This is a genomic window from Stutzerimonas xanthomarina DSM 18231 (assembly GCF_900129835.1).
Lineage (GTDB): Bacteria > Pseudomonadota > Gammaproteobacteria > Pseudomonadales > Pseudomonadaceae > Stutzerimonas > Stutzerimonas xanthomarina.
Genome location: NZ_FQXA01000004.1, coordinates 327280 through 348787, shown reverse-complemented (window position 1 = coordinate 348787; position 21508 = coordinate 327280). Strand labels below are relative to the sequence as shown.

At 61.0% G+C, this 21508-nt stretch carries 19 protein-coding genes, 1 other RNA gene and 4 pseudogenes; 11 read left to right on the top strand and 13 right to left on the bottom strand.

Going from position 1 to position 21508, the window contains the following annotated elements; all coding sequences use genetic code 11:
• Positions 1-42 precede the first annotated feature (42 nt).
• Together BUE09_RS12645 and BUE09_RS12640 are read right to left on the bottom strand one after the other, a co-directional pair.
• Positions 43-372, bottom strand: coding sequence for an RnfH family protein (locus BUE09_RS12645; RefSeq protein ID WP_073301281.1), 330 nt, complete (start codon positions 370-372; stop codon positions 43-45).
• Positions 365-799 carry a type II toxin-antitoxin system RatA family toxin gene (locus BUE09_RS12640; RefSeq protein ID WP_073301280.1) on the bottom strand — a complete coding sequence of 145 codons (435 nt, stop codon included), beginning with the start codon at positions 797-799 and terminating at the stop codon, positions 365-367. Before BUE09_RS12640 ends, BUE09_RS12645 begins: the two co-directional genes overlap by 8 nt.
• A gap of 227 nt (positions 800-1026) precedes the next feature.
• Between BUE09_RS12640 and smpB the strand changes: the two genes are divergently transcribed.
• Positions 1027-1509 (top strand): SsrA-binding protein SmpB, encoded by a 483-nt coding sequence (gene smpB / locus BUE09_RS12635; protein WP_019340344.1) that lies wholly within the window; start codon positions 1027-1029, stop codon positions 1507-1509.
• 72 nt (positions 1510-1581) lie between these two features.
• On the opposite strand, the gene BUE09_RS12630 is transcribed toward smpB, so the two are convergent.
• Positions 1582-2361 (bottom strand): GntR family transcriptional regulator, encoded by a 780-nt coding sequence (locus tag BUE09_RS12630; protein WP_073301279.1) that lies wholly within the window; start codon positions 2359-2361, stop codon positions 1582-1584.
• A gap of 281 nt (positions 2362-2642) precedes the next feature.
• On the opposite strand from BUE09_RS12630, the gene BUE09_RS12625 reads away from it, so the two are divergent.
• From BUE09_RS12625 to ssrA, 5 genes are all read left to right on the top strand, one after another.
• Positions 2643-4337: an L-lactate permease gene (locus BUE09_RS12625; RefSeq protein ID WP_073301278.1), complete on the top strand. Its 1695-nt coding sequence runs from the start codon at positions 2643-2645 to the stop codon at positions 4335-4337.
• A gap of 174 nt (positions 4338-4511) precedes the next feature.
• Positions 4512-5681 (top strand): FMN-dependent L-lactate dehydrogenase LldD, encoded by a 1170-nt coding sequence (lldD, locus tag BUE09_RS12620; RefSeq protein ID WP_073301277.1) that lies wholly within the window; start codon positions 4512-4514, stop codon positions 5679-5681.
• A 67-nt stretch (positions 5682-5748) separates the two neighbouring features.
• On the top strand, positions 5749-8586 hold the full coding sequence (locus BUE09_RS12615; protein ID WP_073301276.1) for an FAD-binding and (Fe-S)-binding domain-containing protein: 2838 nt from the start codon (positions 5749-5751) through the stop codon (positions 8584-8586).
• A gap of 165 nt (positions 8587-8751) precedes the next feature.
• Entirely contained in the window at positions 8752-9060 is a 309-nt protein-coding gene (locus BUE09_RS12610) for a hypothetical protein (protein WP_073301275.1), read from the top strand.
• Between the two features lie 157 nt (positions 9061-9217).
• Positions 9218-9596, top strand: a transfer-messenger RNA (tmRNA) gene (gene ssrA, locus BUE09_RS12605).
• A 336-nt stretch (positions 9597-9932) separates the two neighbouring features.
• On the opposite strand, the gene BUE09_RS12600 is transcribed toward ssrA, so the two are convergent.
• The 8 genes and pseudogenes from BUE09_RS12600 to dsbD form a co-directional block, all read right to left on the bottom strand.
• A complete protein-coding gene (locus tag BUE09_RS12600) occupies positions 9933-10844 on the bottom strand; it encodes a restriction endonuclease (RefSeq protein ID WP_073301274.1) in 912 nt (303 codons plus the stop codon).
• 40 nt (positions 10845-10884) lie between these two features.
• A pseudogene (locus BUE09_RS12595) lies at positions 10885-11070 on the bottom strand (hypothetical protein); the annotation flags it as partial.
• Between the two features lie 2 nt (positions 11071-11072).
• A pseudogene (locus tag BUE09_RS12590) lies at positions 11073-11219 on the bottom strand (type I restriction-modification system subunit M N-terminal domain-containing protein); the annotation flags it as partial.
• Positions 11220-11544: 325 nt separating this feature from the next.
• Positions 11545-12467: pseudogene (locus BUE09_RS12585) on the bottom strand (c-type cytochrome).
• Positions 12464-13112: pseudogene (locus tag BUE09_RS12580) on the bottom strand (c-type cytochrome). The pseudogenes BUE09_RS12585 and BUE09_RS12580 overlap by 4 nt, the downstream one beginning before the upstream one ends.
• 55 nt (positions 13113-13167) lie before the next feature.
• Positions 13168-13947 (bottom strand): thiol:disulfide interchange protein DsbG, encoded by a 780-nt coding sequence (dsbG, locus tag BUE09_RS12575; RefSeq protein ID WP_073301273.1) that lies wholly within the window; start codon positions 13945-13947, stop codon positions 13168-13170.
• Positions 13944-14759, bottom strand: coding sequence for a TlpA disulfide reductase family protein (locus tag BUE09_RS12570; protein WP_073301272.1), 816 nt, complete (start codon positions 14757-14759; stop codon positions 13944-13946). The genes dsbG and BUE09_RS12570 overlap by 4 nt, the downstream gene beginning before the upstream one ends.
• Complete coding sequence (dsbD, locus tag BUE09_RS12565) at positions 14759-16504, bottom strand: protein-disulfide reductase DsbD (protein WP_172830716.1); 1746 nt, start codon at positions 16502-16504, stop codon at positions 14759-14761. The genes BUE09_RS12570 and dsbD overlap by 1 nt, the downstream gene beginning before the upstream one ends.
• 205 nt (positions 16505-16709) lie before the next feature.
• Between dsbD and BUE09_RS12560 the strand changes: the two genes are divergently transcribed.
• Together BUE09_RS12560 and BUE09_RS12555 are read left to right on the top strand one after the other, a co-directional pair.
• Positions 16710-17405, top strand: coding sequence for a response regulator (locus tag BUE09_RS12560; RefSeq protein ID WP_073301271.1), 696 nt, complete (start codon positions 16710-16712; stop codon positions 17403-17405).
• Complete coding sequence (locus tag BUE09_RS12555) at positions 17402-18784, top strand: ATP-binding protein (protein WP_073301270.1); 1383 nt, start codon at positions 17402-17404, stop codon at positions 18782-18784. Before BUE09_RS12560 ends, BUE09_RS12555 begins: the two co-directional genes overlap by 4 nt.
• Positions 18785-18833: 49 nt before the next feature.
• On the opposite strand, the gene BUE09_RS12550 is transcribed toward BUE09_RS12555, so the two are convergent.
• On the bottom strand, positions 18834-19148 hold the full coding sequence (locus BUE09_RS12550) for an ArsR/SmtB family transcription factor (protein ID WP_417791489.1): 315 nt from the start codon (positions 19146-19148) through the stop codon (positions 18834-18836).
• Positions 19149-19362: 214 nt separating this feature from the next.
• Between BUE09_RS12550 and BUE09_RS12545 the strand changes: the two genes are divergently transcribed.
• Positions 19363-19797 carry a hypothetical protein gene (locus BUE09_RS12545; RefSeq protein ID WP_073301268.1) on the top strand — a complete coding sequence of 145 codons (435 nt, stop codon included), beginning with the start codon at positions 19363-19365 and terminating at the stop codon, positions 19795-19797.
• A 12-nt stretch (positions 19798-19809) separates the two neighbouring features.
• Positions 19810-20559 carry an MBL fold metallo-hydrolase gene (locus BUE09_RS12540; RefSeq protein ID WP_073301267.1) on the top strand — a complete coding sequence of 250 codons (750 nt, stop codon included), beginning with the start codon at positions 19810-19812 and terminating at the stop codon, positions 20557-20559.
• A gap of 24 nt (positions 20560-20583) precedes the next feature.
• Here BUE09_RS12540 and BUE09_RS12535 read toward each other — a convergent pair whose 3' ends face one another.
• Positions 20584-20844: a hypothetical protein gene (locus BUE09_RS12535; RefSeq protein ID WP_073301266.1), complete on the bottom strand. Its 261-nt coding sequence runs from the start codon at positions 20842-20844 to the stop codon at positions 20584-20586.
• Between the two features lie 448 nt (positions 20845-21292).
• Between BUE09_RS12535 and BUE09_RS12530 the strand changes: the two genes are divergently transcribed.
• On the top strand, positions 21293-21508 hold the full coding sequence (locus BUE09_RS12530; protein ID WP_029404662.1) for a hypothetical protein: 216 nt from the start codon (positions 21293-21295) through the stop codon (positions 21506-21508).

The following is a 21508-nucleotide window of genomic DNA, read 5'->3' as shown; positions in this document are numbered from 1 at the left end:
AAAAAGCCCGGCATGCCGGGCTTTTTCGTAGCACGTCACGACCTAGGTGACTGACTTACCCGCTTCGCCAGCCTTGTTCAGCGCAGCCTTTGCCGCGCGCTGCTTGCGAACCTCTTTCGGATCGGCAATCAGAGGTCGATAGATCTCTACTCGCTCACCCTCGACCAGCGTGCGTTCTTCTGGCCTGGGTACCGCCTTGCCGAAGATACCCAGCGGTGACGTAGCAACATCCAGCCCAGGAAAATAGCTGTCCATTTCCGAACGCAGCGCTGCCTCACGGGCGCTGGTGCCCTGAGGCACGGCTAACCGCAGCAATTTCTGCTTGTCCGCCAACGCATAGACGACCTCAACCGCGATCATTGGCCTATCCATACAGCTGCTTCGCCCTGTCACAGAATGCGTCGACCAGCGTATTAGCGGCCTGATTGAATAGCGGCCCCAAGGTGGCACGAACTAACGGCCCGGCATAATCGAAGGTCAGATCGAGGCTGATCTTGCAGGCCTTTTCGCCCAGGGCCTTGAACTCCCAGATGCCGTGCAGGTGGCTGAAAGGCCCCTCCTCCAGCGACATCTCGATCCGCTTGCCGGCCTGCAGCTCGTTACGCGTAAGAAAGCGCTGGCTCATGCCAGCCTTTGCCACCGTCATGCTGGCATGCATCTGAGTTTCACTGCTGGACAGCACCTCGGTTGCCGAACACCAGGGCAAAAACTGTGGGTAGCTGGCTACATCATTCACCATGTCGAACAGCGCATGGGCCGGATAGGGCAGCAGCGCCGAACGTTGAATATGCGTCGTCATTCAGTCCCTTCTACTTCGTCAGTCGACAATCAGCAGCTGGAGCCGGAGCCGACAGCCGCTCACCGAGAGCAAGCGTAAAAGCTCAGACCTGCGGCAAAGCAGGCACTTGAGCATGCAAACGTAAAGTTGCCCATTGTCGGGGATAACCGCACCCCTCTCAAGTTTCGCACCGTCGCACCACGCAGGTTATCGCCAGCCGCAACGGGACTCCCTATAATGCGCAGCCTATGGCCAAACAGAAGAAACAGTCCCCCGGGACCATCGCGCTAAACAAAAAAGCGCTACACGACTACTTCATCGAACAGAAATTCGAGGCGGGCCTCGTCCTGGCCGGCTGGGAAGTAAAAAGCCTTCGAGCGGGCAAAGCCCAGCTGGTAGACAGCTACGTCCTGCTCAAGGACGGCGAAGCCTGGTTGATGGGCTGCCACATTACGCCCCTGACCACGGCCAGCACCCATGTCATTGCCGATCCGACGCGCACCCGTAAGCTGCTGCTCAACAAGCGCGAGCTGGGCAAACTGTTCGGCGCCGTGCAGCAGAAGGGTTATGCCTGCGTCGCCCTGTCGATCTACTGGAAGAAGCATTTGATCAAATGCGATATCGCGCTGGGCAAGGGCAAGAAAGAGTTCGACAAGCGCCATACCGAGAAAGAACGCGACTCCGACCGTGAGATCCAGCGCGCCATGCGTACCAAGGGCAAGGAAGACTGACCCCAGATCGTGTCGAGCGGAGCCCAGCCGCTCGACCCTCTCGCTCCACCCCGCGCCGCCGTTGCCGCCCTGCTAGTGCTTTTCCAGACGTCCTTGACGCCTTTGCGCACGCGCCAACCGCTGCGCTTCTTGCTGCCCTTCCGCCAAGACTTCTTGGACATAGCTGATGTGCTGGTGAATGACGTCGCGCGCGTCGTTCGCCCGCCGCGCAATAATCGCATCATAGAGTTCCTGATGCTGGCTCATCAGCATGTCGCGGGTCTCACTGCGCAGTGCGTACATACCGCCAATATTGGTCACCACGTTGCGCTTGAGCAGATCGAACAGACCGCGAATAGTGTGCAGCAGCACAGCGTTGTGACTGGCCTCGGCAATCGCCAGGTGAAAGCGCGCATCAGCAGCACCTTCCTCGGCGCGAGTGACCGCCCCTTCGCGCGCGTAGCAATCCTGCAGCGCTGCAAAGGCCTCACCCAGGCGCTGCTGGTCAACCTCAGTCGCTCGCAACGCGGCGTAATAGGCGCAGCTGCCCTCTAGCGTATGGCGAAACTCCAGCAAGTCGCGCTGCGCATCAGTGTTGTTCTCAAGCAGATGCAGCAGTGGATCACTGAAGGTCGACCCCAGGGACTCGGCGATGAAATTGCCGCCACCATGACGACTGACCAGCAAGCCCTTGGCTGCCAGTTTCTGGATCGCTTCGCGCAGAGACGGACGCGATACACCGAACTGTTCTGCCAGCACACGCTCGGCAGGCAGTCGCTCACCCGCCTTGAGTGTTCCTTCAAGAATCATCGTTTCGAGTTGCTCGACGATGTTATCCGCCAGCCTCCGCTGGCGCACCACTCCCACTTCCATGATGCCTCTCGATTGGTTTGACCACTGTTATGGAAAGTCAGCGTAGCCAGCCGCTCGCTGCATCGCAACAGCCGCCGTTGCGACCAAAGTCTATAGCTTGCTAATTGACGCAGTAGCAAGAGAACTTTTACGCTGGCCAGACTTCGCTGTAAATTGGTAATACCACTTTACAGATAGAGGTATCCAACAAGAAGAGGACTACGTAATGCGGTCTCCGTTTATCTGCTCATCACCGGTCCGTTCGGGCCCCCACTCGCTCAATTCGACCATGGGAGCCTGACATGTCTATAGGACTGCTCGCCCTGTTTGCCTTTGCCCCGATCCTGTTGGCTGCCGTTCTGCTGATTGGTCTGCGCTGGCCCGCCAGCCGCGCCATGCCGGTCGTGTTTCTGTTCACCGCCGCCATTGGCTTGTTCATCTGGGACATGAGCTTTACCCGGATCATCGCCTCGACCCTGCAAGGCCTGGTCATCACGTTGGGACTGCTGTGGATCATCTTCGGCGCGATCCTGCTGCTGAACACACTCAAGCATTCTGGCGGCATCACCGCCATTCGCGCCGGCTTCACTACCATCAGCCCAGACCGCCGGATTCAGGCGATCATCATAGCCTGGCTGTTTGGCTGCTTTATCGAGGGCGCCTCCGGATTTGGCACCCCTGCAGCAATTGCAGCACCGTTGCTGGTTGCCGTCGGGTTCCCGGCCATGGCCGCAGTTCTGATGGGCATGCTCGTACAGAGCACGCCGGTTTCCTTCGGCGCGGTCGGCACCCCAATCATCGTCGGTGTTAATAGCGGACTGGATACCGCCACACTTGGTGCGCAACTGGTCGCGCAAGGCTCCAGCTGGCCGATCTTCCTGCAACAGATAACCAGCAGCGTCGCCATCACCCATGCCATCGTCGGCACCGTCATGCCACTGATCATGGCCATGATGCTGACGCGCTTCTTCGGCAAGGAGAAGAGCTGGAAAGCTGGATTCGAGGTGTTGCCTTTCGCACTCTTCGCCGGCCTGGCCTTCACCCTGCCCTATGTTGCCACCGGCGTATTCCTTGGCCCCGAGTTCCCGTCGCTGCTGGGCGGTCTGGTCGGCCTGGCTATCGTCACCACCGCCGCTCGCTTCAATTTCCTGGTGCCGAAAACCAGCTGGGATTTCGCCCCTGCTAAAGACTGGCCAGCCGAGTGGATCGGCACCATCGAGATGAAGCTCGACGACCTGGCGGCGCGCCCGATGAGTGCCTTCCGCGCCTGGCTGCCCTACGTACTGGTCGGTGCGATTCTGGTGATCAGCCGGGTCTTCCCACAGGTCACTGCCGCGTTAAAGTCCGTGTCGATCGCTTTCGCCAACATTCTCGGCGAGACCGGTATCAGCGCCAGCATCGAACCGCTGTATCTACCTGGCGGGATTCTGGTTGCCGTAGTGCTGATTACCTTCGTCATTCACGGTATGCGCGCCGCGGAGCTCAAGGCCGCCGTGAAGGAATCGAGCAGCGTTCTGCTCAGCGCCGGCTTCGTCCTGCTGTTCACCGTGCCGATGGTACGCATCCTGATCAACTCCGGTGTCAACGCCGGCGATCTGCCGAGTATGCCGATCGCCATGGCTCGCTTCGTCGCAGACAGCGTAGGCGGGATCTATCCGCTGCTGGCGCCTTCGGTTGGCGCACTGGGTGCGTTCATCGCCGGATCTAACACTGTCAGCAACATGATGTTCAGCCAGTTCCAGTTCGGCGTTGCGCAGTCGCTGGGCGTTTCCGGTGCGATGATTGTGGCGACCCAGGCAGTGGGTGCCGCCGCCGGCAACATGGTGGCGATCCACAACGTGGTTGCTGCCTCGGCCACCGTCGGGCTACTGGGCCGCGAGGGGATCACCCTGCGCAAGACCGTTTGGCCTACGCTGTATTACGTGCTCTTCACCGGTGCGATCGGCATGATCGCGATCTACGTTATGGGCGTGACGGACCCGCTGGTCGGCGTTTGATGCAACATGTAGCCATTGCCCCGGGGAACACCCCGGGGCAATGGCGTTTGTAATGATGCCCTGACCACGCCATTCACCCGAACGGCTAATCAGGGCAGCCTCAGATCGGAACACAGCCTTCGTCAATGACGGGCACTCCAAGACTTACCTCGTTTCAGTCGGTGAGAACATACGATGATCATTTCTGCTTCCACGGATTACCGCGCTGCCGCAAAACGCAAACTGCCGCCGTTCCTGTTTCACTACGTCGATGGCGGCGCGTACGCCGAGCACACATTGCGTCGCAACGTTGAGGATCTGGCCGGCATTGCGCTGCGCCAGCGCGTGCTGCGCAACATGTCGGAACTCAGCCTGGAAACCCAGCTGTTCGGCGAAACCTTGTCGATGCCAGTGGCCCTCGCCCCGGTCGGTCTGACCGGCATGCTCGCCCGCCGCGGAGAAGTGCAGGCCGCTCGCGCCGCAGACAAGAAAGGGATTCCCTTCACCCTGTCCACCGTGTCGGTCTGCCCGATCGAGGAAGTCGCACCGGCGATCAAGCGGCCGATGTGGTTCCAGCTTTACGTGCTGAAAGACCGCGGCTTCATGAAAAACGCACTGGAGCGCGCCAAGGCCGCGGGCGTTACGACCCTGGTCTTCACCGTCGATATGCCGACACCCGGCGCCCGCTACCGCGACGCGCATTCGGGCATGAGTGGCCCCAACGCCAGCATGCGGCGCATTCTGCAAGCCATGACGCATCCCTTCTGGGCCTGGGATGTTGGGCTGCACGGCAAGCCGCACGACCTCGGTAACATCACCACCTACCGTGGACACACCACCGGACTGGAAGACTACATCGGCTGGCTCGCGGCCAACTTCGATCCATCGATTTCCTGGAAGGACCTGGAGTGGATCCGCGAATTCTGGGACGGCCCGATGGTGATCAAGGGCATCCTGGATGCCGACGACGCCCGTGACGCCGTTACTTTCGGCGCCGACGGCATCATCGTCTCCAACCACGGCGGACGTCAGCTCGACGGCGTACTGTCCAGTGCCCGCGCGATGCCGGCAATTGCCGACGCGGTCAAGGGTGACCTGAAAATCCTGGCCGACTCGGGCATCCGCAACGGCCTGGACGTGGTCCGCATGATCGCCCTCGGCGCAGATACCGTGTTGCTCGGCCGCGCCTTCGCCTACGCCCTGGCGGTCGATGGCGAAGCGGGCGTTACCAACCTGCTCGACCTGATCGAGAAAGAGATGCGTGTTGCGATGGTCCTGACCGGCACCAAGACCATCAGCGAAATCAGCGCCGATTCGCTGGTGCGCGAGGTCGACCACTATCAGACCAGCCACCACGTCAGCTGACCTCTGATCGATTCCATCGAAGGCCGTGCGGCACGCCGACGCGGCCGCTGTTCTACCGGAGCCCGAAATGAACGCGCCTGCCGCTCTACCGACCGACTTTCTTACTGCTGTTGAAAAGCTGATTCCTGCCGAGCGGCGCTTCGATGACCCCATTTCGACGCTGGCATTCGGCACGGACGCCAGCTTCTATCGGCTGATTCCCAAGCTGGTGGTAAGGGTCGAGTCCGAGGAGGAAGTGGTGGGCCTGCTCAAGCTGGCCCATGGCCAACGGGTGCCGGTGACCTTTCGGGCGGCGGGCACCAGCCTTTCCGGCCAGGCGATCTCAGACTCGGTTTTGATCGTCCTGGGCGATAACTGGAACGGCCGCGAGATACGCAACGGCGGCGAGCAGATCCGCCTGCAGCCGGGTGTCATCGGTGCCAACGCCAACGCGGTATTGGCGCCGCTCCAGCGTAAGATCGGCCCGGACCCCGCCTCGATCAACGCAGCAAAAATCGGCGGAATTGTCGCGAACAATTCCAGCGGCATGTGCTGCGGAACGGCGCAGAACAGCTACAAGACCCTCGCCGGGCTGCGCCTGGTGCTGGCCGACGGTAGCGTTGTCGATAGCGAAAACGCTAGCAGCGTCGAGTACTTTCGCCAAAGCCACGCGGCAATGCTCGATCAGCTCGCCGAGCTCGGCCGCGCCACCCGCGCCAACACCGAATTGGCCGCAAAGATTCGGCACAAGTATCGCCTCAAGAACACCACAGGGTTCTCGCTGAACGCGTTGGTCGACTACGACGATCCACTCGACATCCTCAACCACCTGATGGTCGGCTCTGAAGGCACGCTGGGCTTCATCAGCGCAGTCACCTACAACACCGTGCCCGACCATCCGCACAAAGCCAGCGCGCTGGTCGTCTTTGCCGACGTAGAAACCTGCTGCCTCGCCGTACCGGTACTCAAGCAACAGCCCGTTTCGGCAGTGGAACTGCTTGACCGCCGCAGCCTGCGCTCGGTGGAAAACAAGGCCGGCATGCCGGAATGGGTCAAGGCGTTGTCGGCTGATGCCTGCGCGCTGCTGATCGAATCGCGGGCCGCGAGCCAGTCACTGCTGCACGAGCAGATCAACCAGATCATGAGCTCGATCACCCATTTCCCGGTGGAAAAGCAGGTCGACTTCAGCGAAGACCCGGTGGTCTACAACCAGCTCTGGAAGATCCGCAAGGATACTTTCCCCGCCGTCGGCGCGGTGCGCCAGACCGGCACTACCGTCATCATCGAGGACGTCACCTTCCCCATCGAACGCCTCGCCGAAGGAGTCAATCGGCTGGTCCAGTTGTTCGACAAGCACGCCTACAGCGAGGCGATTCTGTTTGGCCACGCGCTCGAAGGCAATCTGCACTTCGTCTTCACCCAGGGTTTCGACGATCCACAGCAAGTCGCACGCTACGAAGCCTTCATGCAGGACGTCACCCAACTGGTCGCCGTCGAATTCGGCGGTGCGCTGAAAGCCGAGCACGGAACCGGGCGCAATATGGCGCCCTTCGTCGAGTTGGAATGGGGCCATGAAGCCTACCAGCTGATGTGGCAGATCAAGCGTCTGCTCGACCCCCAGGGCATCCTCAATCCTGACGTGGTGCTTAGCGACGATCCGAACATCCACCTCAAACACCTCAAACCGATGCCCGCGGCGGATGAAATCGTCGACAAATGCATCGAATGCGGCTTCTGTGAACCGGTCTGTCCTTCCAACGGCCTGACCCTGACGCCACGTCAGCGCATCGTCGTTTGGCGCGATATCCAGGCAAAGAAGCGCGCCGGCATCGACACAAGCGAGCTCGAGCGACTCTACGACTATCACGGCGTCGAGACCTGCGCCGCGACCGGATTGTGTGCGCAACGCTGTCCGGTAGACATCAATACCGGCGATCTGGTGCGCAAGCTTCGCGGGCGCAACGCAGACAAAACCCGTACCGCCAACTGGCTAGCCGAACACTTCAGCACAGCGGTTCAAGGCACCCGATTCATGCTGCACGTCGCCAACGGCGCACACCTGATCATGGGGACCCGCCTGCTGAGCAAGACTTCCGCAGCGTTCACCAAAGCCAGCAAAGGCCGCGTACCGCAATGGACACCCGCCACACCGCAGCCGCTGCAGCGGCTCCATCTGCCCAAGCCGTCGTCCCAGGACCAACGCCCGCGGGTGATCTACCTCGCTGCCTGCGTTTCTCGCGCCATGGGCCCGGCGGCACGCGACCAGGAGCAGGAGCCGCTGCTGGACACCACCCGCGCGCTGCTTGAGAAAGCCGGCTACCAGGTGATCTTTCCCGATGAGCTGAACGACCTCTGCTGCGGCCAACCCTTCGCCTCCAAAGGCTACGCAGAGCAGGCCGAGCAGAAGCGCCAGCAAACGCTGGATGCTTTGCTCAAGGCCAGCCGCGGCGGGCTCGACCCGATCTACTGCGACACCAGCCCCTGCACGCTGCGCCTGGTTCAGGACCTGGCGGATAATCGTTTGCAGGTTTTCGATCCAGTGCGCTTCATCCGTACGCACCTGATCGACAAGTTGGATTTCCAGCCGCAGGACGGGCCAATTGCCGTACATGTCACCTGCAGCACCCAGCACCTCGGCGAAGCTCAGGCCCTGATCGATATCGCCCGCCGCTGCGCCAAGGAAGTGGTCGTACCAGAAGGCATTCATTGCTGCGGTTTTGCTGGTGACAAGGGCTTCACCACCCCAGAGCTCAATGCGCATGCACTGCGCAGCCTGAAAAACGCTGTACAGATCTGCGAAGAAGGCATCTCTACCAGCCGCACCTGCGAGATTGGCCTGTCACAACATGGCGGGATCGACTATCACGGGCTGGTTTATCTGGTTAACCGAAACAGCCGGGCCAGAGCGGCGGCGGTGCCGCAGTGAGGGGCTCTCGGCGAAGACGCTACTGTGCGCGAATGAAACGCTTCAGCGCAGCCGCAGTCGGAAGTTAGGAGCCCGGTTTTCAACAGAGGCTCACCCGCCTCGGCGCCGCCGCGCAATTGCAGAAACAGGCAGGCCCGCCGGGAAGTCAACTCCCTGGAGGACTCTATGAAAAAATTTGCCCTACTTGCCGCCGCAGCCTTGATCGCCAGCCCCGCCGTGTTTGCAGACGACAAAAACCTGTGTGAACTGAACATGCAGGAAATTGAAGATGACATGGCCACCAACAGTGCCACGCTCGGAGAGCCGGCTCGTAGCGAGGTCGAAGAGCTGATCAAGCAAGCCCGCCAAGCCAAGCAAGCTGGCGACACCGAAAACTGCATCGTCCACACCACCCAGGCTTTGCGCAAACTCGAAGGCCCTGGCAGTTCCGGCAGCACAGGCACCAGCGGTACTGGCTCAGGCACCGGCAACTGATACGCCTGCGAGGCAGGGCCGCTAGCAGTTGGCCTTGCCGATTCCCGGTTTACCCTTGAAATTCGACGAGCCGCCCTAATTAAGGGAATCAAGCGTTCGACGCAGCCAAGCCTTATGGCGTACACTGCGCAACACATGAAGCAGCAACACGCTTCATGGGGCCGATTAGGATTCGACGCCGGTAACAAAACTCTAGGTGCATGCCGAGTTGGTAACAGAACTCGTAAATCCACTGTTGCAAACTTATAGTTGCCAACGACGACAACTACGAAGGGTACGCGCTAGCCGCCTAACCTTCATCTGGTCGCTTCGGCGCCAGCGGTCACTAGGGGATGCCTGTAAACCCGAAATGACTGTCAGATAGAACAGGATCGCCGCCAAGTTCGCTGCAGACGTAACGGCTAAAACTCATGCAGCTCGCTCCAAGCACCCTGCCAATCGGGCGGCGCGGAGTTAACTCAATAGATTTGGCTACGCATGTAGTACCGACAGTGGAGAGCTGGCGGACGGGGGTTCAAATCCCCCCGGCTCCACCAATTCGAAACACCTAAACCCCTGATTTTCCTAGTGAATTTCGGGGGTTTTTGTTTTCTGGGGTAGCGGGTGTCGAAGCAGTTTTGAAAAATCACGCCTGCTGAGCGGCAGCTTCCATCTCGGCAAAGGTGCTGATTCACCGAACCAACCGGAAATCGGGCACGACTGAGCTGCCCGCCCATTACTTCGATGTGGCTACGCAGCGTGCAGCGTCAACCGTACCGGACCTTGGACCCTCCAGAGGCGTCTATCCTTGCATGTCAAGGCAAGGGGAACGGCACCTGGTCACATTCGCGTCGGTCATCACCGCGCAGGCGTAGTCGCTTCTCGGAAAGTAGTCACTCCTCGGAAAAATAGTCGCTGTCGATCTGCTTGACCTCATACACCTGCTTAACGCTCACGCCGAGGTTGTGTTCGACCATCAGGCGGGCGAGCTCGATACCGTCGATCAGCACGACCTTGATGTCCAGGCCGAGCGCCGCGTCCTTCGCGCCATTAGAGAAATCCGATGTGGTGATGAACACGCCCTTGCGTGCTCGCTTTCGCGTCAGTGCGCCGATGAACTTGTCGATCTCCGGGCGGTGCACGGTGTTGGCCCAACGCTTGGCTTGCAGGTAGATCACATCCAGCCCGAGCTTGTCCTCCTTGATGATGCCGTCGATACCGTCGTCGTTGGTGAGCTGGGTCGCTTTGCCGGCCTCCTTTCGCGAACCGCCGTAGCCCATGGCGATCATCAGATCGACTACCACCTGCTCGAAGAAGCTCGGCGTAGCAGCCCGCACCTGCGCCAGCAGTTCGTCTGCGAGGGATTGCTGCAACGCCTGATAGGCCTCGGCCAACTGCTCGTCCGGCGTGGTTTCGGCCAGATCGCTGCCTACAACGACGGCGGCATCTATCACCTGAGGTTTGGACGTATGGAAGTCGGCGAACTCTGGGAACTGCTTCAACCAGCTCACGGTGATTCGCTCCGGACCACTGGAAAGCGCCTGCCGCCCCCGATCGGTGATCTGCACCATTCCTTTGTTCGGGATCGTCAGCAGGCCAGCCTTGTTCAGATAGGTTCTGGCCCAGCCCACCCGATTGTTGATCACGGTCTGATTCCCTGAGGGCAGCCGTTCCTTGCGCTCTTCTTCCGTCAGCTGGAATACATCGGCGATGCGCACGCGCAGCGCGCTAAGCGGTAACGGCACGCCGTCGCCAACTGCCTGCAGCACCGGTCGCATGACACTTTGAAAATCCGGAATGGCCATCCTGAGCATTACTCCTGAGCGCTGTGTAGTTGAAAGGAACTCACAAGCCGGTCGACGGGCGATCTCCGCCAACCAGCGCCTTCAGCATTTTGTAGATCACCAGCGCGAACGCCCGACTTTTGGTCTCGTTGTCCAGCACACCCAGCGACATCTTTTCGTTGTCGGTAATAGCGTCCAGCACGGTATCGATCACCCGTTTTGGCAGCAGACCGTGCATTACTTGATCGGGGTCGGTGCGAGCACGCATTCCATCCGCCGCAGCAGGGTGAACGGCAGAATGATGCGGCCGTACTGGGACTGCTTGAAGTCACCGCGCAGCAGGTCGGCGATGGACCAGAGAAAGGCGGCTGTCTGGGAATGGTTTTCCGTGTTCACGCTACAGCTCCAAGGGTGATCGGCAAAAGCCGCTACTTTACCCCGCTGGGCGTCACTCGGTCAGATCAATGAAGGCTTTAGCCAGCCAGCATCGCGCGGCGCGATGGCGCGCAAAACTCCAGTTGCGCTCCTTACCCATCGCATGGATTTGTCGGAAAACATCATGGACACTCACACGCTCGCCAGCAGCATCCTGACTCTTGGCTTCATTTCACTCGGTCCGAGAAGGCTGCCAATCGCTGCAATTCCATCTCTTCCGGGAAGCGTCAGCGCTCATTCTTTCGTCAGCGGGCGGTCCTGCCCGCTGCGAGATGGCACCTATCGACTAGAGGCCCTTGCCCAGCATCGTGCCGTTGACGATTTCACCGTAGAGGTTTACGCCGTCGTTGGCGTGGTACTTGTCGCGGGTTTTTTCGACCGAGCCGTCGATCAATCGCGGATCCTGGGGCCGTTCATGGCTGTTCATGAACGCGGCCACGTGCCAGGCGTCTTCATCCGACAGGCTGCCGCCCTTGCCCAACGGCATGTTCTCCTTGATGAACGCAGCGGCGGTATTTATCCGATGCATGCCTGCCCCCCAGTTGAACGAGTCCGCCCCCCAGAGAGGTGGAAACACATAATCGTCACCGGACTTCTGCCCTTCCCCGTTCTGCCCGTGACATACGGCGCACTGGGCCGCATAAACCTTTTCGCCTTTAGCCAGGTCGTAGCCGCCTTCCGGTTTCGGCACTTCCGGATAGGCACGACCGGGTAGCTCCTGGCCGGTCGGGGCGCCAGTTGCCAGCCAATAGGAATAGGCCGACAAAGCCGCGATCACCGGCCCGTCCGCTTCGGGGGCCTTGCCGTTCATGCTGAACTGAAAACAGCCCTGTAGCCGCTCGGCGTAGCTGTTGACCTTGTTGTTTTTCTTCCGGTACGCCGGTACATGGTGTATGCCGCCCACAGCGGAGCGGAGTTGGCTTTGCGACCTTGCTCGAGGTGACAGTTCGCGCAGGCGAGGCCGTTGCCTACATATTCCGGGGCCCGGTTTTTGGTGTCGACGAAGATGGCGCGGCCTTCCTGGACCAGTTTTCCGTAAGCATTGTCGGGAAGTTCGCTTTCCTGCGGCGGCTGAAAGTACCGGCTGCTGGCCGGCTCGCCCGCCCCGGTAAGGATCTGCGACTGGTCGTCCACCGCGATGTCATCTGCATAGGCATAGGCAGGTACAGCTAGGGCGATCAACAGCAAGACGCTGGTTTGGGTGTTCATCTTGCTGCTCCTTGGTCGGTCAAACCGGCGAAGTACGCCGAGACGGCCTTGACCTCGTCATCGGTCAGGCTACGGGCGATGTGCCCCATCAGGTCGTTGGGATCGTTTTTGCGTGTGCCTTGACGCCAGGCGGTCAGCTGCGAAGCCAGGTACTGCGCGGACTGCCCTGCCAGCGGCGGAAAGGCGTCACCGACACCCACTCCGCTGGGGCCGTGGCAGGCGACACATTCGGGAATGTTGCGCTCCCAGGCACCACGCAGGGCCAGCGTTTCACCTGGACCTTCGACCGCCGAAGTACGACCGACCCGCTCCACCTGTGGTCCCGGCTTGTCAGCCAGCATCGCCGTGACTGCGTCCGCTTCCTTCGGCACTCAGGGCGGCGGCGATCGGCTGCATAGTGGGATTGGCGCGCGCTCCAGAAGCGAAATCGCCCAATTGCTTTCTCATGTAACCCGCCGGGAGACCGGCAAGCCTGGGGAAGCCAGCCGCCGCCATCCCTTCGCCCTCAGCCCCGTGACAGGTAATGCAGGCCATGGCGGCGGGGTTGGCCCCGCCCTTGGTGTAGACAGCCGTCGAATCGGCGGCATGGGCGGGCAGAAAGGCCGCCATTAGCGCTCCCGTCAACGGCCAGTGAGCGATTTTCATAAAGCCTCCAGATCGTTTTTATAGTTTTGGCAGCAGGCAGTGCTGTGTGACCTTTCTACCGTTTCGTTGACAGCGGCCCCATGATCTTGGCCAGAGTATCGGGACGAGGCGCACCTTGTTGCTGTTGCAGACGTCCATTGTCGTCCAGGTAGTAGATGGCCGGCGTTGCCGAGGCACCCATCGCTCCCATCAGCGTCAGGTTTGCCTCAAGCTTCTCAGTCAGCTTAGGCGATACCTCCTCAAGCGGCTCCAGTTTGCTCGCCTTTCCTGCTGCCTCGTGTCTGTTCAAGGCGGCCGCTGGATTCTCAGCCTGCAGCAATGCGGCCGATTTGCCCGCGCTGTCCGGGCGTAGCATGCCAACCATGACATGGCGCAGCTGGACATCGCCAGACTCGACCCATGGCCGGGCCTGCTTCCAGAACATGTTGCAGTACGGGCAGTTCGGATCGGAGAACAGGTAGACGACTCGCGGCGCATCAACAGCACCGTCCTGAATCCAGGTGCTGCTCTCGAGCCGTTGCCACATTTCTTTACTGAGGGGTTCGTAGACCAGTTTTTCGAGGGGCGCACGCGTCAGGTCTTCGCCATTGGCATCGAGCAAGCTGCCGATCAGCACGTGGTCACCGTCGGGCGTCAGATACAGCGCGATGCCCTGTCCGTTATAGCGTGCTGCGTAGCCCTTCAATCCGCCCGGCGCGTCGAAGCTACCGACCACTTCGGCGCCGCGAGCCTCAACGGCCTTAACCGCAGGAGGCAGGTCCTGGGCGAGGGCCACGGATGCGGGCAGCAAGGCCAGCGTTGAACAGAACAAAGAAAGCGATCGCAGAGTTTTCATGGCTGACGGGTTACCTCAAGTTGTTCAAGAACGCGTGCCAGACTGGCGCGAGACAGTTCACCGAGATGGCTGCCGATCTGGCGTCCGTCGGCGTCGTAGAAAAGCGTTGTCGGGAGCGCCGAAGAGCCTATGTGCTGGCCGAGGCGGCCGCCGGTGTCGAGCAGCACGTTGTCCAAGCCGAGTTCTTCAGCGCTGAGGAAGTCCGCGATGACCCGCTCGCCTTCGCCCTGGTTGACGAACAGGAAGGTCACCTCGGGCTGGTTGCGCTGTGCTTCGGCCAGCACCGGCATCTCCCGGCGGCAGGGCGGACACCAGGTGGCCCACAGATTGACGACGAGCGGTTTGCCGACGAAATCCTGCAAGGCAACCGGCTTGCCCTGGCTGTCGCGCAGCCCCATCTCGGGAAGGCGCGTGCCCTGCTCGAAGGCATGCAATGCGAAGCTCCCGACCCCCCAACTCAGCACACCGACAGCGACCGCAGCACCCAGCGGCTTACGCAATCCGCCTTCGCGCCAGGCGAGCCATACGCCAAGCAGCACGGCCACCAGCACGCCCGGCCAGGCAATGAACCCGCCGTCACGAATGTCGATCACGCGCCAGGGCTCATCACGGAAATGCTCGACGTAGACCACCACGAACGCCAACCGCGCGACGATCAGCGCCACCAGCAGCAGTCTGAACAATTGCTGTTCGGGGTTGCGCTCGCTGCGCCGCCCGACCCACCAACCGGTCAGCATCGCCAAGAACAGGCTCACCAGCAGCAATACATGGGGAACGGCCAGGGCCAACGGCCCCACGTTCATCGTCATCATCAGCCTTGCTCCATCGTTTCGTTCCATGTGCTAAGGAATTGAGCGGCGTCGACCTCACCGGTTATGCGGTGCGAACGGCGCTCGGCCCCGTCCGGGCCTATCAGCAGTAGCGTCGGCGGCCCCATGACCTGGTAGCGACCCAGCAGTTCGCGGGTGGCGGAATTGGTCTGCGTCACATCCGGTCGCAGCATGCGGACGCCCTTGAGCGCAGCTTGCACCTGCCCGTTGCCAAACACTTCCTTCTCCATGACCTTGCACGACACGCACCAGTCCGCGTAGTAGTCGATCAATACCCATTGCCCGGCTGCTTTGGCGGCAGCGAGTTCACGATCAAGAACAGCCGGATCGGTGAAACCCACGAAACCCTGCAGGCCCTCGACCTTCGTTGCCGAAGCGACGCTGCTGGTAAACACAGCAAGCGGCCGGTTCGGATCCTCCGCGCCACCCGCCGCACCCAGCACCAGCGCCACCCCCCATACACCGGATAACGCAGCAACGGAGCTGAGCAACGCCTGATGCTGCTTGAGCTGACGCGACAACTGCAGGAGCCCGCTGGCAACCAGCAGCCAGAACGCGCCCCACACCCCCACCCACCACGAATCGGACAACAACGGGCGGAGCACATAGAGGGCCGCGACCAGAAAGATGAAACCAAACGTGGTTTTGACGCGATCCATCCAGGGCCCCGGTTTCGGCAGGAAGCGATTGCCAACCGTCACCAGCAATACCAATGGCGTTCCGATGCCCAGGCCCAGGGTAAACAGCACCAGCCCTCCGTTGACGGCACTGCCGCTCTGGGCGATATACAGCAATGCCGCAGCCAGCGGAGCGGTCATGCAGGGCCCGACCAGCAAGCCGGACAACACCCCGAGTGCGCTGGCCCCAGCCAGACTACCGCCCTGGCGCTTGCGTCCGGCCTGTTCCAACCGATCACGCAGACCAGCCGGCAACTGCAGCTCGAAGAAACCGAACATCGGTAAGGAAAGCAGAACGAACAGGCCGGCAAAACTGGCGATCAGCCAGGGCTGCATCAGCCACCCCTGCAGATTCGCACCGAGAAGCGCAGCCACGACACCCAGCGCTGCGTAGACCAACGCCATGCTGACCACATAGGACACGGCGAGCAACATGCCACGGCGAGGGCTGGCCCGGCTGCCGACCACGATACCGGCAAGGATTGGCAGCATCGGCAGCGAGCACGGCGCAAAGGCGAGCAGCAAGCCGAGCCCAAAGAAGATCAACAGGCTCCAGCCAAGCGGCTGTTGCGCCAGTCTGCTTGCCAGTGCCTGATCATCGGCCTGCACTGGTTCAGAGGGCCCCGCATCGGTGCCACCCAGATCGACCGTGCGAGTCTGCGGCGGATAGCACAAACCGGCGTCGGCGCAGCCTTGCCATCCCAGTTCCAGCGTCGCGAGGTTCGTCTCTGCGATGGTGATTTCCAGGCTGTTGCGATAGACCTGCGAATCGCCAAAATACTCGTCGTGATAGGGCTCTCCAGCTGGCAACTGCGGTTTGCCACCCTCCCCCAATCCACCAAACTGCAGCCGCTTCTGATACAGGTAATAACCCGGCGCGATGTCCCAGCGCAGCACGACACCGCCGCTGGCCGGGCGTTCTACCTGCAGGCTGAACGCCTGGTCTACCGGTAAAAAAGTCTCCTGCTTCTGATCAAGCGCAAACGGCGCGGCGCTCGCCAGCTGCACAAGCCAGAAGCAGCAGGCCAGAGATAACAGAACCGCTCGCATGAACAACACACCCCCGTCAGCAAATTCAATGCGAGCATGGGGACTGGAGATTAAGTGGCCGTTAACGAATTGATTTGGCGCTGACCAATGACCGAGGAAGAAAGGCCGACAAGCGACGCTGCGCGAGCAACTCAGCGTACCCTTTGATAACGCTCCGTTAATCGAGAAGCGTGATACTGGCCGGTGAATTGAAGACGAGTTCCCCATGCAGGTACTGCTGACAGAAGACAATGCGCTCATTGCGAGCGGCATCGTTGCCGGGCTCCAAGCCCAGGGCTTCGGCGTGACCCATGCCGCGACCGCCGCTCAGGCCGACGCGCTGCTGCGCACTGCCCACTTCGATCTGATGATTCTCGACCTGGGGCTGCCCGACGAAGATGGCCTGCACTTTCTCCAGCGACTGCGGCGTCGCGGGCTCGAATTGCCCGTGCTCGTTCTGACCGCTCGGGATGCGGTGGCCGAACGGGTCTCGGGGCTCCAGGCCGGCGCCGACGACTATCTGGTCAAACCCTTCGATCTGCGCGAACTGGCGGCGCGGCTGCATGCCCTGCTGCGCCGGGCCGCCGGACGAACGACGCACCTGATCGAACACGGCCCGCTGAGTTATGACCCGGCCGCCTGCTCCGCGACCCTGGCGGGCGAACCGGTTGACCTGTCCCGGCGTGAACAGGCACTGCTGCAGGCGCTCTTGCAGAACCCTGGCCGGGTGCTTTCGGCCGAGCAACTCAAAGACGCGGTGTATGGACTGGACGACGAGGTCGAAAGCAACGCGCTCAACGTCCACATCCATCATCTGCGTCGCAAGCTGGGTAATGGCATCGTCGAAACCGTAAGGGGCCTCGGCTATCGACTGGGACCCGCCGGGCCCGTAACCGAACCGTCCAGAGCCAGCGACACATGAGTATGCGCCTGCGGCTGACGCTCACCCTCGGCGCTGCTTTCGTGCTGCTCTGGTCGATGGCCGCCACCTGGATGCTGTTCGATGTGCGGAACCAGCTGATGCTGTCGCTCGATCAGCGTCTGGCAGCATCGGCTCGAATGGTCTCAGGCCTGCTGGTGCAACTGCCGCAGCCGCAGCTGGGAGAAGGCGGTATCACGCGCCTGAGCGCAGAGCAGCTCGGCATCGAAAACGGATTGGCCTGCCAGGTCAGCTCGTTGCGCGGTGAGGTCCTGGCACGTAGCCATGCGGCGCCGGACAGCGTGCTCGACGCCCAGCGCACCGGTTTTCATAACCAGCTGATCGGCGACACCGCCTGGCGAACCTTTACCATGATCCGCGACGGGATGCGCATCACCACGGCTGATCGACTCGATGAACGCGCGACGCTCAAGCGCTCGGTGCTGCTGGCTGCGGCACTGCCGGTACTGGTCGCCCTGCTCGGCAGTCTGGTCGTGCTTTGGATTGGCCTTGGCAAAGGCCTGTCGCCCCTCAGGCGAATCCGCACCGCCCTGGCGCAGCGCAGTGCCGACTCGGTCGATCCCCTGTTCATCGAACGGTTGCCGCCTGAACTGGCGCCTTTGGTAGAAACACAGAATCAGCTGTTCGCACGGATCGCGCAGGCGCTCGAACGTGAACGCCGGCTCACCGATGACGCCGCCCACGAGCTGCGCAGTCCGCTGACGGCGATCAAGACCCATCTGCAGGTCGCGGCCATGACCGAGGGCGATACCGCCAGACGGGCGTTGGCCCAGGCCGAGGTCGGCACTGATCGCTTGCACCGAACGCTGGAGCAATTGCTGATGCTGGCCCGCGTGGAGGGACGGGTGTCCTTCGATGACGGCCAACGGTGCACGGCCATCGAGGTGGCGCAACTGGCCATCGCTGACGCCAGCCAGCAGCCAGGTCCACCTATCGATTTGAACGCGGCGGCAGACGTGTCCCTGCGTGCCCTGGCCATGCCGCCCGCCCTGGCCATCGCGGCACTGCGCAATCTGCTGGACAACGCACGCCGGCATACGCGCCCGGGGACCCGCGTTCGGCTGTCACTGCAGCAGCATGCTGAAGACAAGGTCTGCTTCACGGTGGTCGATCACGGACCGGTCGTCGCCGCACAACAGGTCGAACGATTTACCGAACGCTTCTGGCGAAACAGCGAGGGTGACGGCAGCGGACTTGGGCTCTCCATCGTCAAGGCCATCGCCGAGCGCTGCGGTTGCGAACTCAGGTTCGTCGCCCACGGCGATGGACTGCAGGTCGAGCTGATCGTCGGTCTACAAGAGGACGTTATCGAGAAGACGCCGCGACATAGCGATCAGCCAGGTAAACCATTTGACCGGTAACGCTTGATCTGCGAATGCCGCATGCGAGGCGCGCCGTCGTGCGCCCTACTCAAGGCTCAACTGACTGTTCCTCGACGTGAGGCGCCTGACAGTACAGCTTGTACAACACCTGCATGACCTCCATCGCTTGGGGGCTGGCGATGCCGTAGTAGACCTGCTTGCCTTCGCGACGAGTGCTGACCATGCCGTTGTGCCGCAGCACGGTCAGTTGCTGAGACAGGGTCGGCTGAGTAATGCCCGTCTGGGTCGCCAGATCGCCCACGCAATACTCGCCCTGAGTCAGTTGGCACAACAGCAGCAACCGGTCGGGGTTACCCAAAACCTTGAGCAGACCGCAGGCTTGAGCTGCACTGCTACGAAGCATTTCCACATCGATTTCTGACGCAGCGTCCATTTTCCACCGTTAATCAGGACAGGTTGACGGAACATTTTACCGATATATATCTCAATAAAGTGTTCCTGCTCGTCGGAGCGGTTTTCATCGGAACTATGGGCGTCGTACAGCCTCGCATTTGTTCCAGTAGTCATTTTCTCACCACGTCAGCCCCATTGGGCAGGGCGTGCATCAGGAGACTGCCATGACCACAATCCATCAGGACCTTGCCACAAGTGACCAGACGGATCGAGTTCGCCGCTCGACATCCGCCTCGATCAACCACGCCATTGATCAACAAACTGAAGAAAACATCCGCCACTTCAGCGGGCTGGATAGGCACTCGATCATGCAGCGCATCGAAGCACTCGATCGCGAGTGGGATGTCGAGCGCGCGCTGGAGGTCAACGCTTCTTCGCTGGCGCTGTCCGGCCTGTTGCTCGGGCTGACGGTGAACCGTAAATGGTTCCTGCTCCCCGGCATTGTGCTGCCGCTTCTGCTGCAACACGGCCTCCAAGGCTGGTGCCCGCCGCTGCCGGTCATGCGTCGCCTGGGTATTCGCACGCGCGGCGAGATCGATCGCGAGAAGTTTGCACTGCTGGAATCGCTGAACCAAGCGCCGCAGCCATCCCACCACTGAACGGAGAGGACGATGATCTTTCGCCAGCTATTCGAGCCCGTTTCCTCCACCTACACCTATCTGCTGGGCTGCGAGGACACGGGCCAAGCAGTGCTGATCGACCCGGTCGTTTCGACGATGGATCGCGATCTGGACGAGCTGGCCGGCCTGGGCTTGAAGCTGGCGTTCACCCTCGACACCCACATACATGCCGATCACATCACCGCCGCGCTGGAGCTGAAGCGCAAGACCGGCTGCCGTATCGCCAGCCCGGCCATCGACAAGCTGGCCTGCACCGACCTAGGCATCGAGGAAGGCACACCGTTTGAGGTCGGCGGCCTGCAGCTGACGCCGCTGCACACGCCGGGCCATACGGACGGTCATTTCGCCTACCGGCTCGGCGATCGACTGTTCAGTGGCGATGCGCTATTGATAGACGGCTGCGGCAGGACCGATTTCCAGAACGGCAGTGTGGACGATCTGTTCCACAGCGTCCGAGGCAAACTGTTCAGCTTGCCGGACGACAGCCTGGTTTATCCCGGCCACGACTACCATGACCGCCGCGTATCGACCATCGCCCAGGAAAAGCGACGTAACCCGCGACTGGGTGAAGCCGTATCGCTGGAGCAATTCAGAACGATCATGGCAGAACTGGATCTGCCGTATCCGAAGTTCATCGATCACGCCGTACCCGGAAATCGCCAGTGCGGCGTGTGCCCGTCCGACTTGTCGGAAAGCTACCGGCAGTACTGCGAGCAGGCGGAACACAGCCCTCAGGGCTAGACCGAAAGAAGCGAGCACACTGAGTCATCCGCGTAGCTGACTCAGTTGCCGCTTGAGCAACTCGACCTGCCCCGTTTCCGCTCGCAGGCCTGCGCTCAGTTCGGCCTTTTCATGCTCCAGACGCTGAATGATTCCACCGAGCCCCTGTAGCAGGTCGCGCAGCACGGCGAGTTCCACTTTGTGTTGTCTGAGCTGCAACCACTGCAGCCATAGAACGATGGTCAACACCAGCGCTGCGGAGAGCGAACTCCCCGTCACCAGCCAGAACGATCCCATTGTCCCCATAGATCAAATCCTTCTGTTGCCGCCGGGATATCCGGCGATGGCCAAACCTTATGTCGTTATAAACGACAGGTCGATAATGTTTACTCGTACAGGTAAACAAAGGAAGCGGGTTCTGGGCGAAGCCAATGAGAGGCCCAAGGGTGTTCTCAGCGGCGCAAACCCGGTGCTGCGCCCCAGAACGCGAAGAAAGAGGAGCCTTCGGAATTGGCCTGCAAGCGAACCGCTATGTCGCAAATAGCGACACGTCGATACGGGCGTCGTGGGTTGGCTGAACACAACACTGGCCGGACCTGTTCGAGTCAAACAGTTCCAAATTGAGGCTAACCGTTCAGCGGGAATCTCTTTTCAGGCGATGAGCGGAAGCTTGCAAAGCCTCTTCAGCTGTCAGAATGACATCACGGCTGCAGAGGAGCGGCCGCCTCTTGAATCGAGCACGAGCCTGCTAATCATGTCTGCCGAAAAACTCTACACCATTGTCCTTGAGCACAGCCTGGAGGTACTCCTTGAGGCCGCCACAATGGAGCAGGTCGAAGCCTTCTGGGATGCCTATGACAACCGCTACTTCGGCCTGCGCATGGAGGAGGAAACCAGCCACCATGCGCGAGTGATCGTCACCGATGAGATTCCCGAAGACGAGGAAGAAGCCGAGCTTTGTATCGGCTGA

Coding starts and splice junctions, on each gene's coding strand:
- BUE09_RS12560 (WP_073301271.1), top strand. CDS start 16,710: ATGCAGGTACTGCTGACAGAAGACAATGCGCTCATTGCGAGCGGCATC.
- BUE09_RS12630 (WP_073301279.1), bottom strand. CDS start 2,361: ATGGAAGTGGGAGTGGTGCGCCAGCGGAGGCTGGCGGATAACATCGTC.
- smpB (WP_019340344.1), top strand. CDS start 1,027: ATGGCCAAACAGAAGAAACAGTCCCCCGGGACCATCGCGCTAAACAAA.
- BUE09_RS12530 (WP_029404662.1), top strand. CDS start 21,293: ATGTCTGCCGAAAAACTCTACACCATTGTCCTTGAGCACAGCCTGGAG.
- BUE09_RS12535 (WP_073301266.1), bottom strand. CDS start 20,844: ATGGGGACAATGGGATCGTTCTGGCTGGTGACGGGGAGTTCGCTCTCC.
- dsbG (WP_073301273.1), bottom strand. CDS start 13,947: ATGAAAACTCTGCGATCGCTTTCTTTGTTCTGTTCAACGCTGGCCTTG.
- BUE09_RS12610 (WP_073301275.1), top strand. CDS start 8,752: ATGAAAAAATTTGCCCTACTTGCCGCCGCAGCCTTGATCGCCAGCCCC.
- BUE09_RS12645 (WP_073301281.1), bottom strand. CDS start 372: ATGGATAGGCCAATGATCGCGGTTGAGGTCGTCTATGCGTTGGCGGAC.
- BUE09_RS12570 (WP_073301272.1), bottom strand. CDS start 14,759: ATGATGACGATGAACGTGGGGCCGTTGGCCCTGGCCGTTCCCCATGTA.
- BUE09_RS12600 (WP_073301274.1), bottom strand. CDS start 10,844: ATGGCCATTCCGGATTTTCAAAGTGTCATGCGACCGGTGCTGCAGGCA.
- BUE09_RS12640 (WP_073301280.1), bottom strand. CDS start 799: ATGACGACGCATATTCAACGTTCGGCGCTGCTGCCCTATCCGGCCCAT.
- BUE09_RS12550 (WP_417791489.1), bottom strand. CDS start 19,148: ATGCTTCGTAGCAGTGCAGCTCAAGCCTGCGGTCTGCTCAAGGTTTTG.
- BUE09_RS12545 (WP_073301268.1), top strand. CDS start 19,363: ATGACCACAATCCATCAGGACCTTGCCACAAGTGACCAGACGGATCGA.
- dsbD (WP_172830716.1), bottom strand. CDS start 16,504: ATGCGAGCGGTTCTGTTATCTCTGGCCTGCTGCTTCTGGCTTGTGCAG.
- BUE09_RS12615 (WP_073301276.1), top strand. CDS start 5,749: ATGAACGCGCCTGCCGCTCTACCGACCGACTTTCTTACTGCTGTTGAA.
- BUE09_RS12555 (WP_073301270.1), top strand. CDS start 17,402: ATGAGTATGCGCCTGCGGCTGACGCTCACCCTCGGCGCTGCTTTCGTG.
- BUE09_RS12625 (WP_073301278.1), top strand. CDS start 2,643: ATGTCTATAGGACTGCTCGCCCTGTTTGCCTTTGCCCCGATCCTGTTG.
- lldD (WP_073301277.1), top strand. CDS start 4,512: ATGATCATTTCTGCTTCCACGGATTACCGCGCTGCCGCAAAACGCAAA.
- BUE09_RS12540 (WP_073301267.1), top strand. CDS start 19,810: ATGATCTTTCGCCAGCTATTCGAGCCCGTTTCCTCCACCTACACCTAT.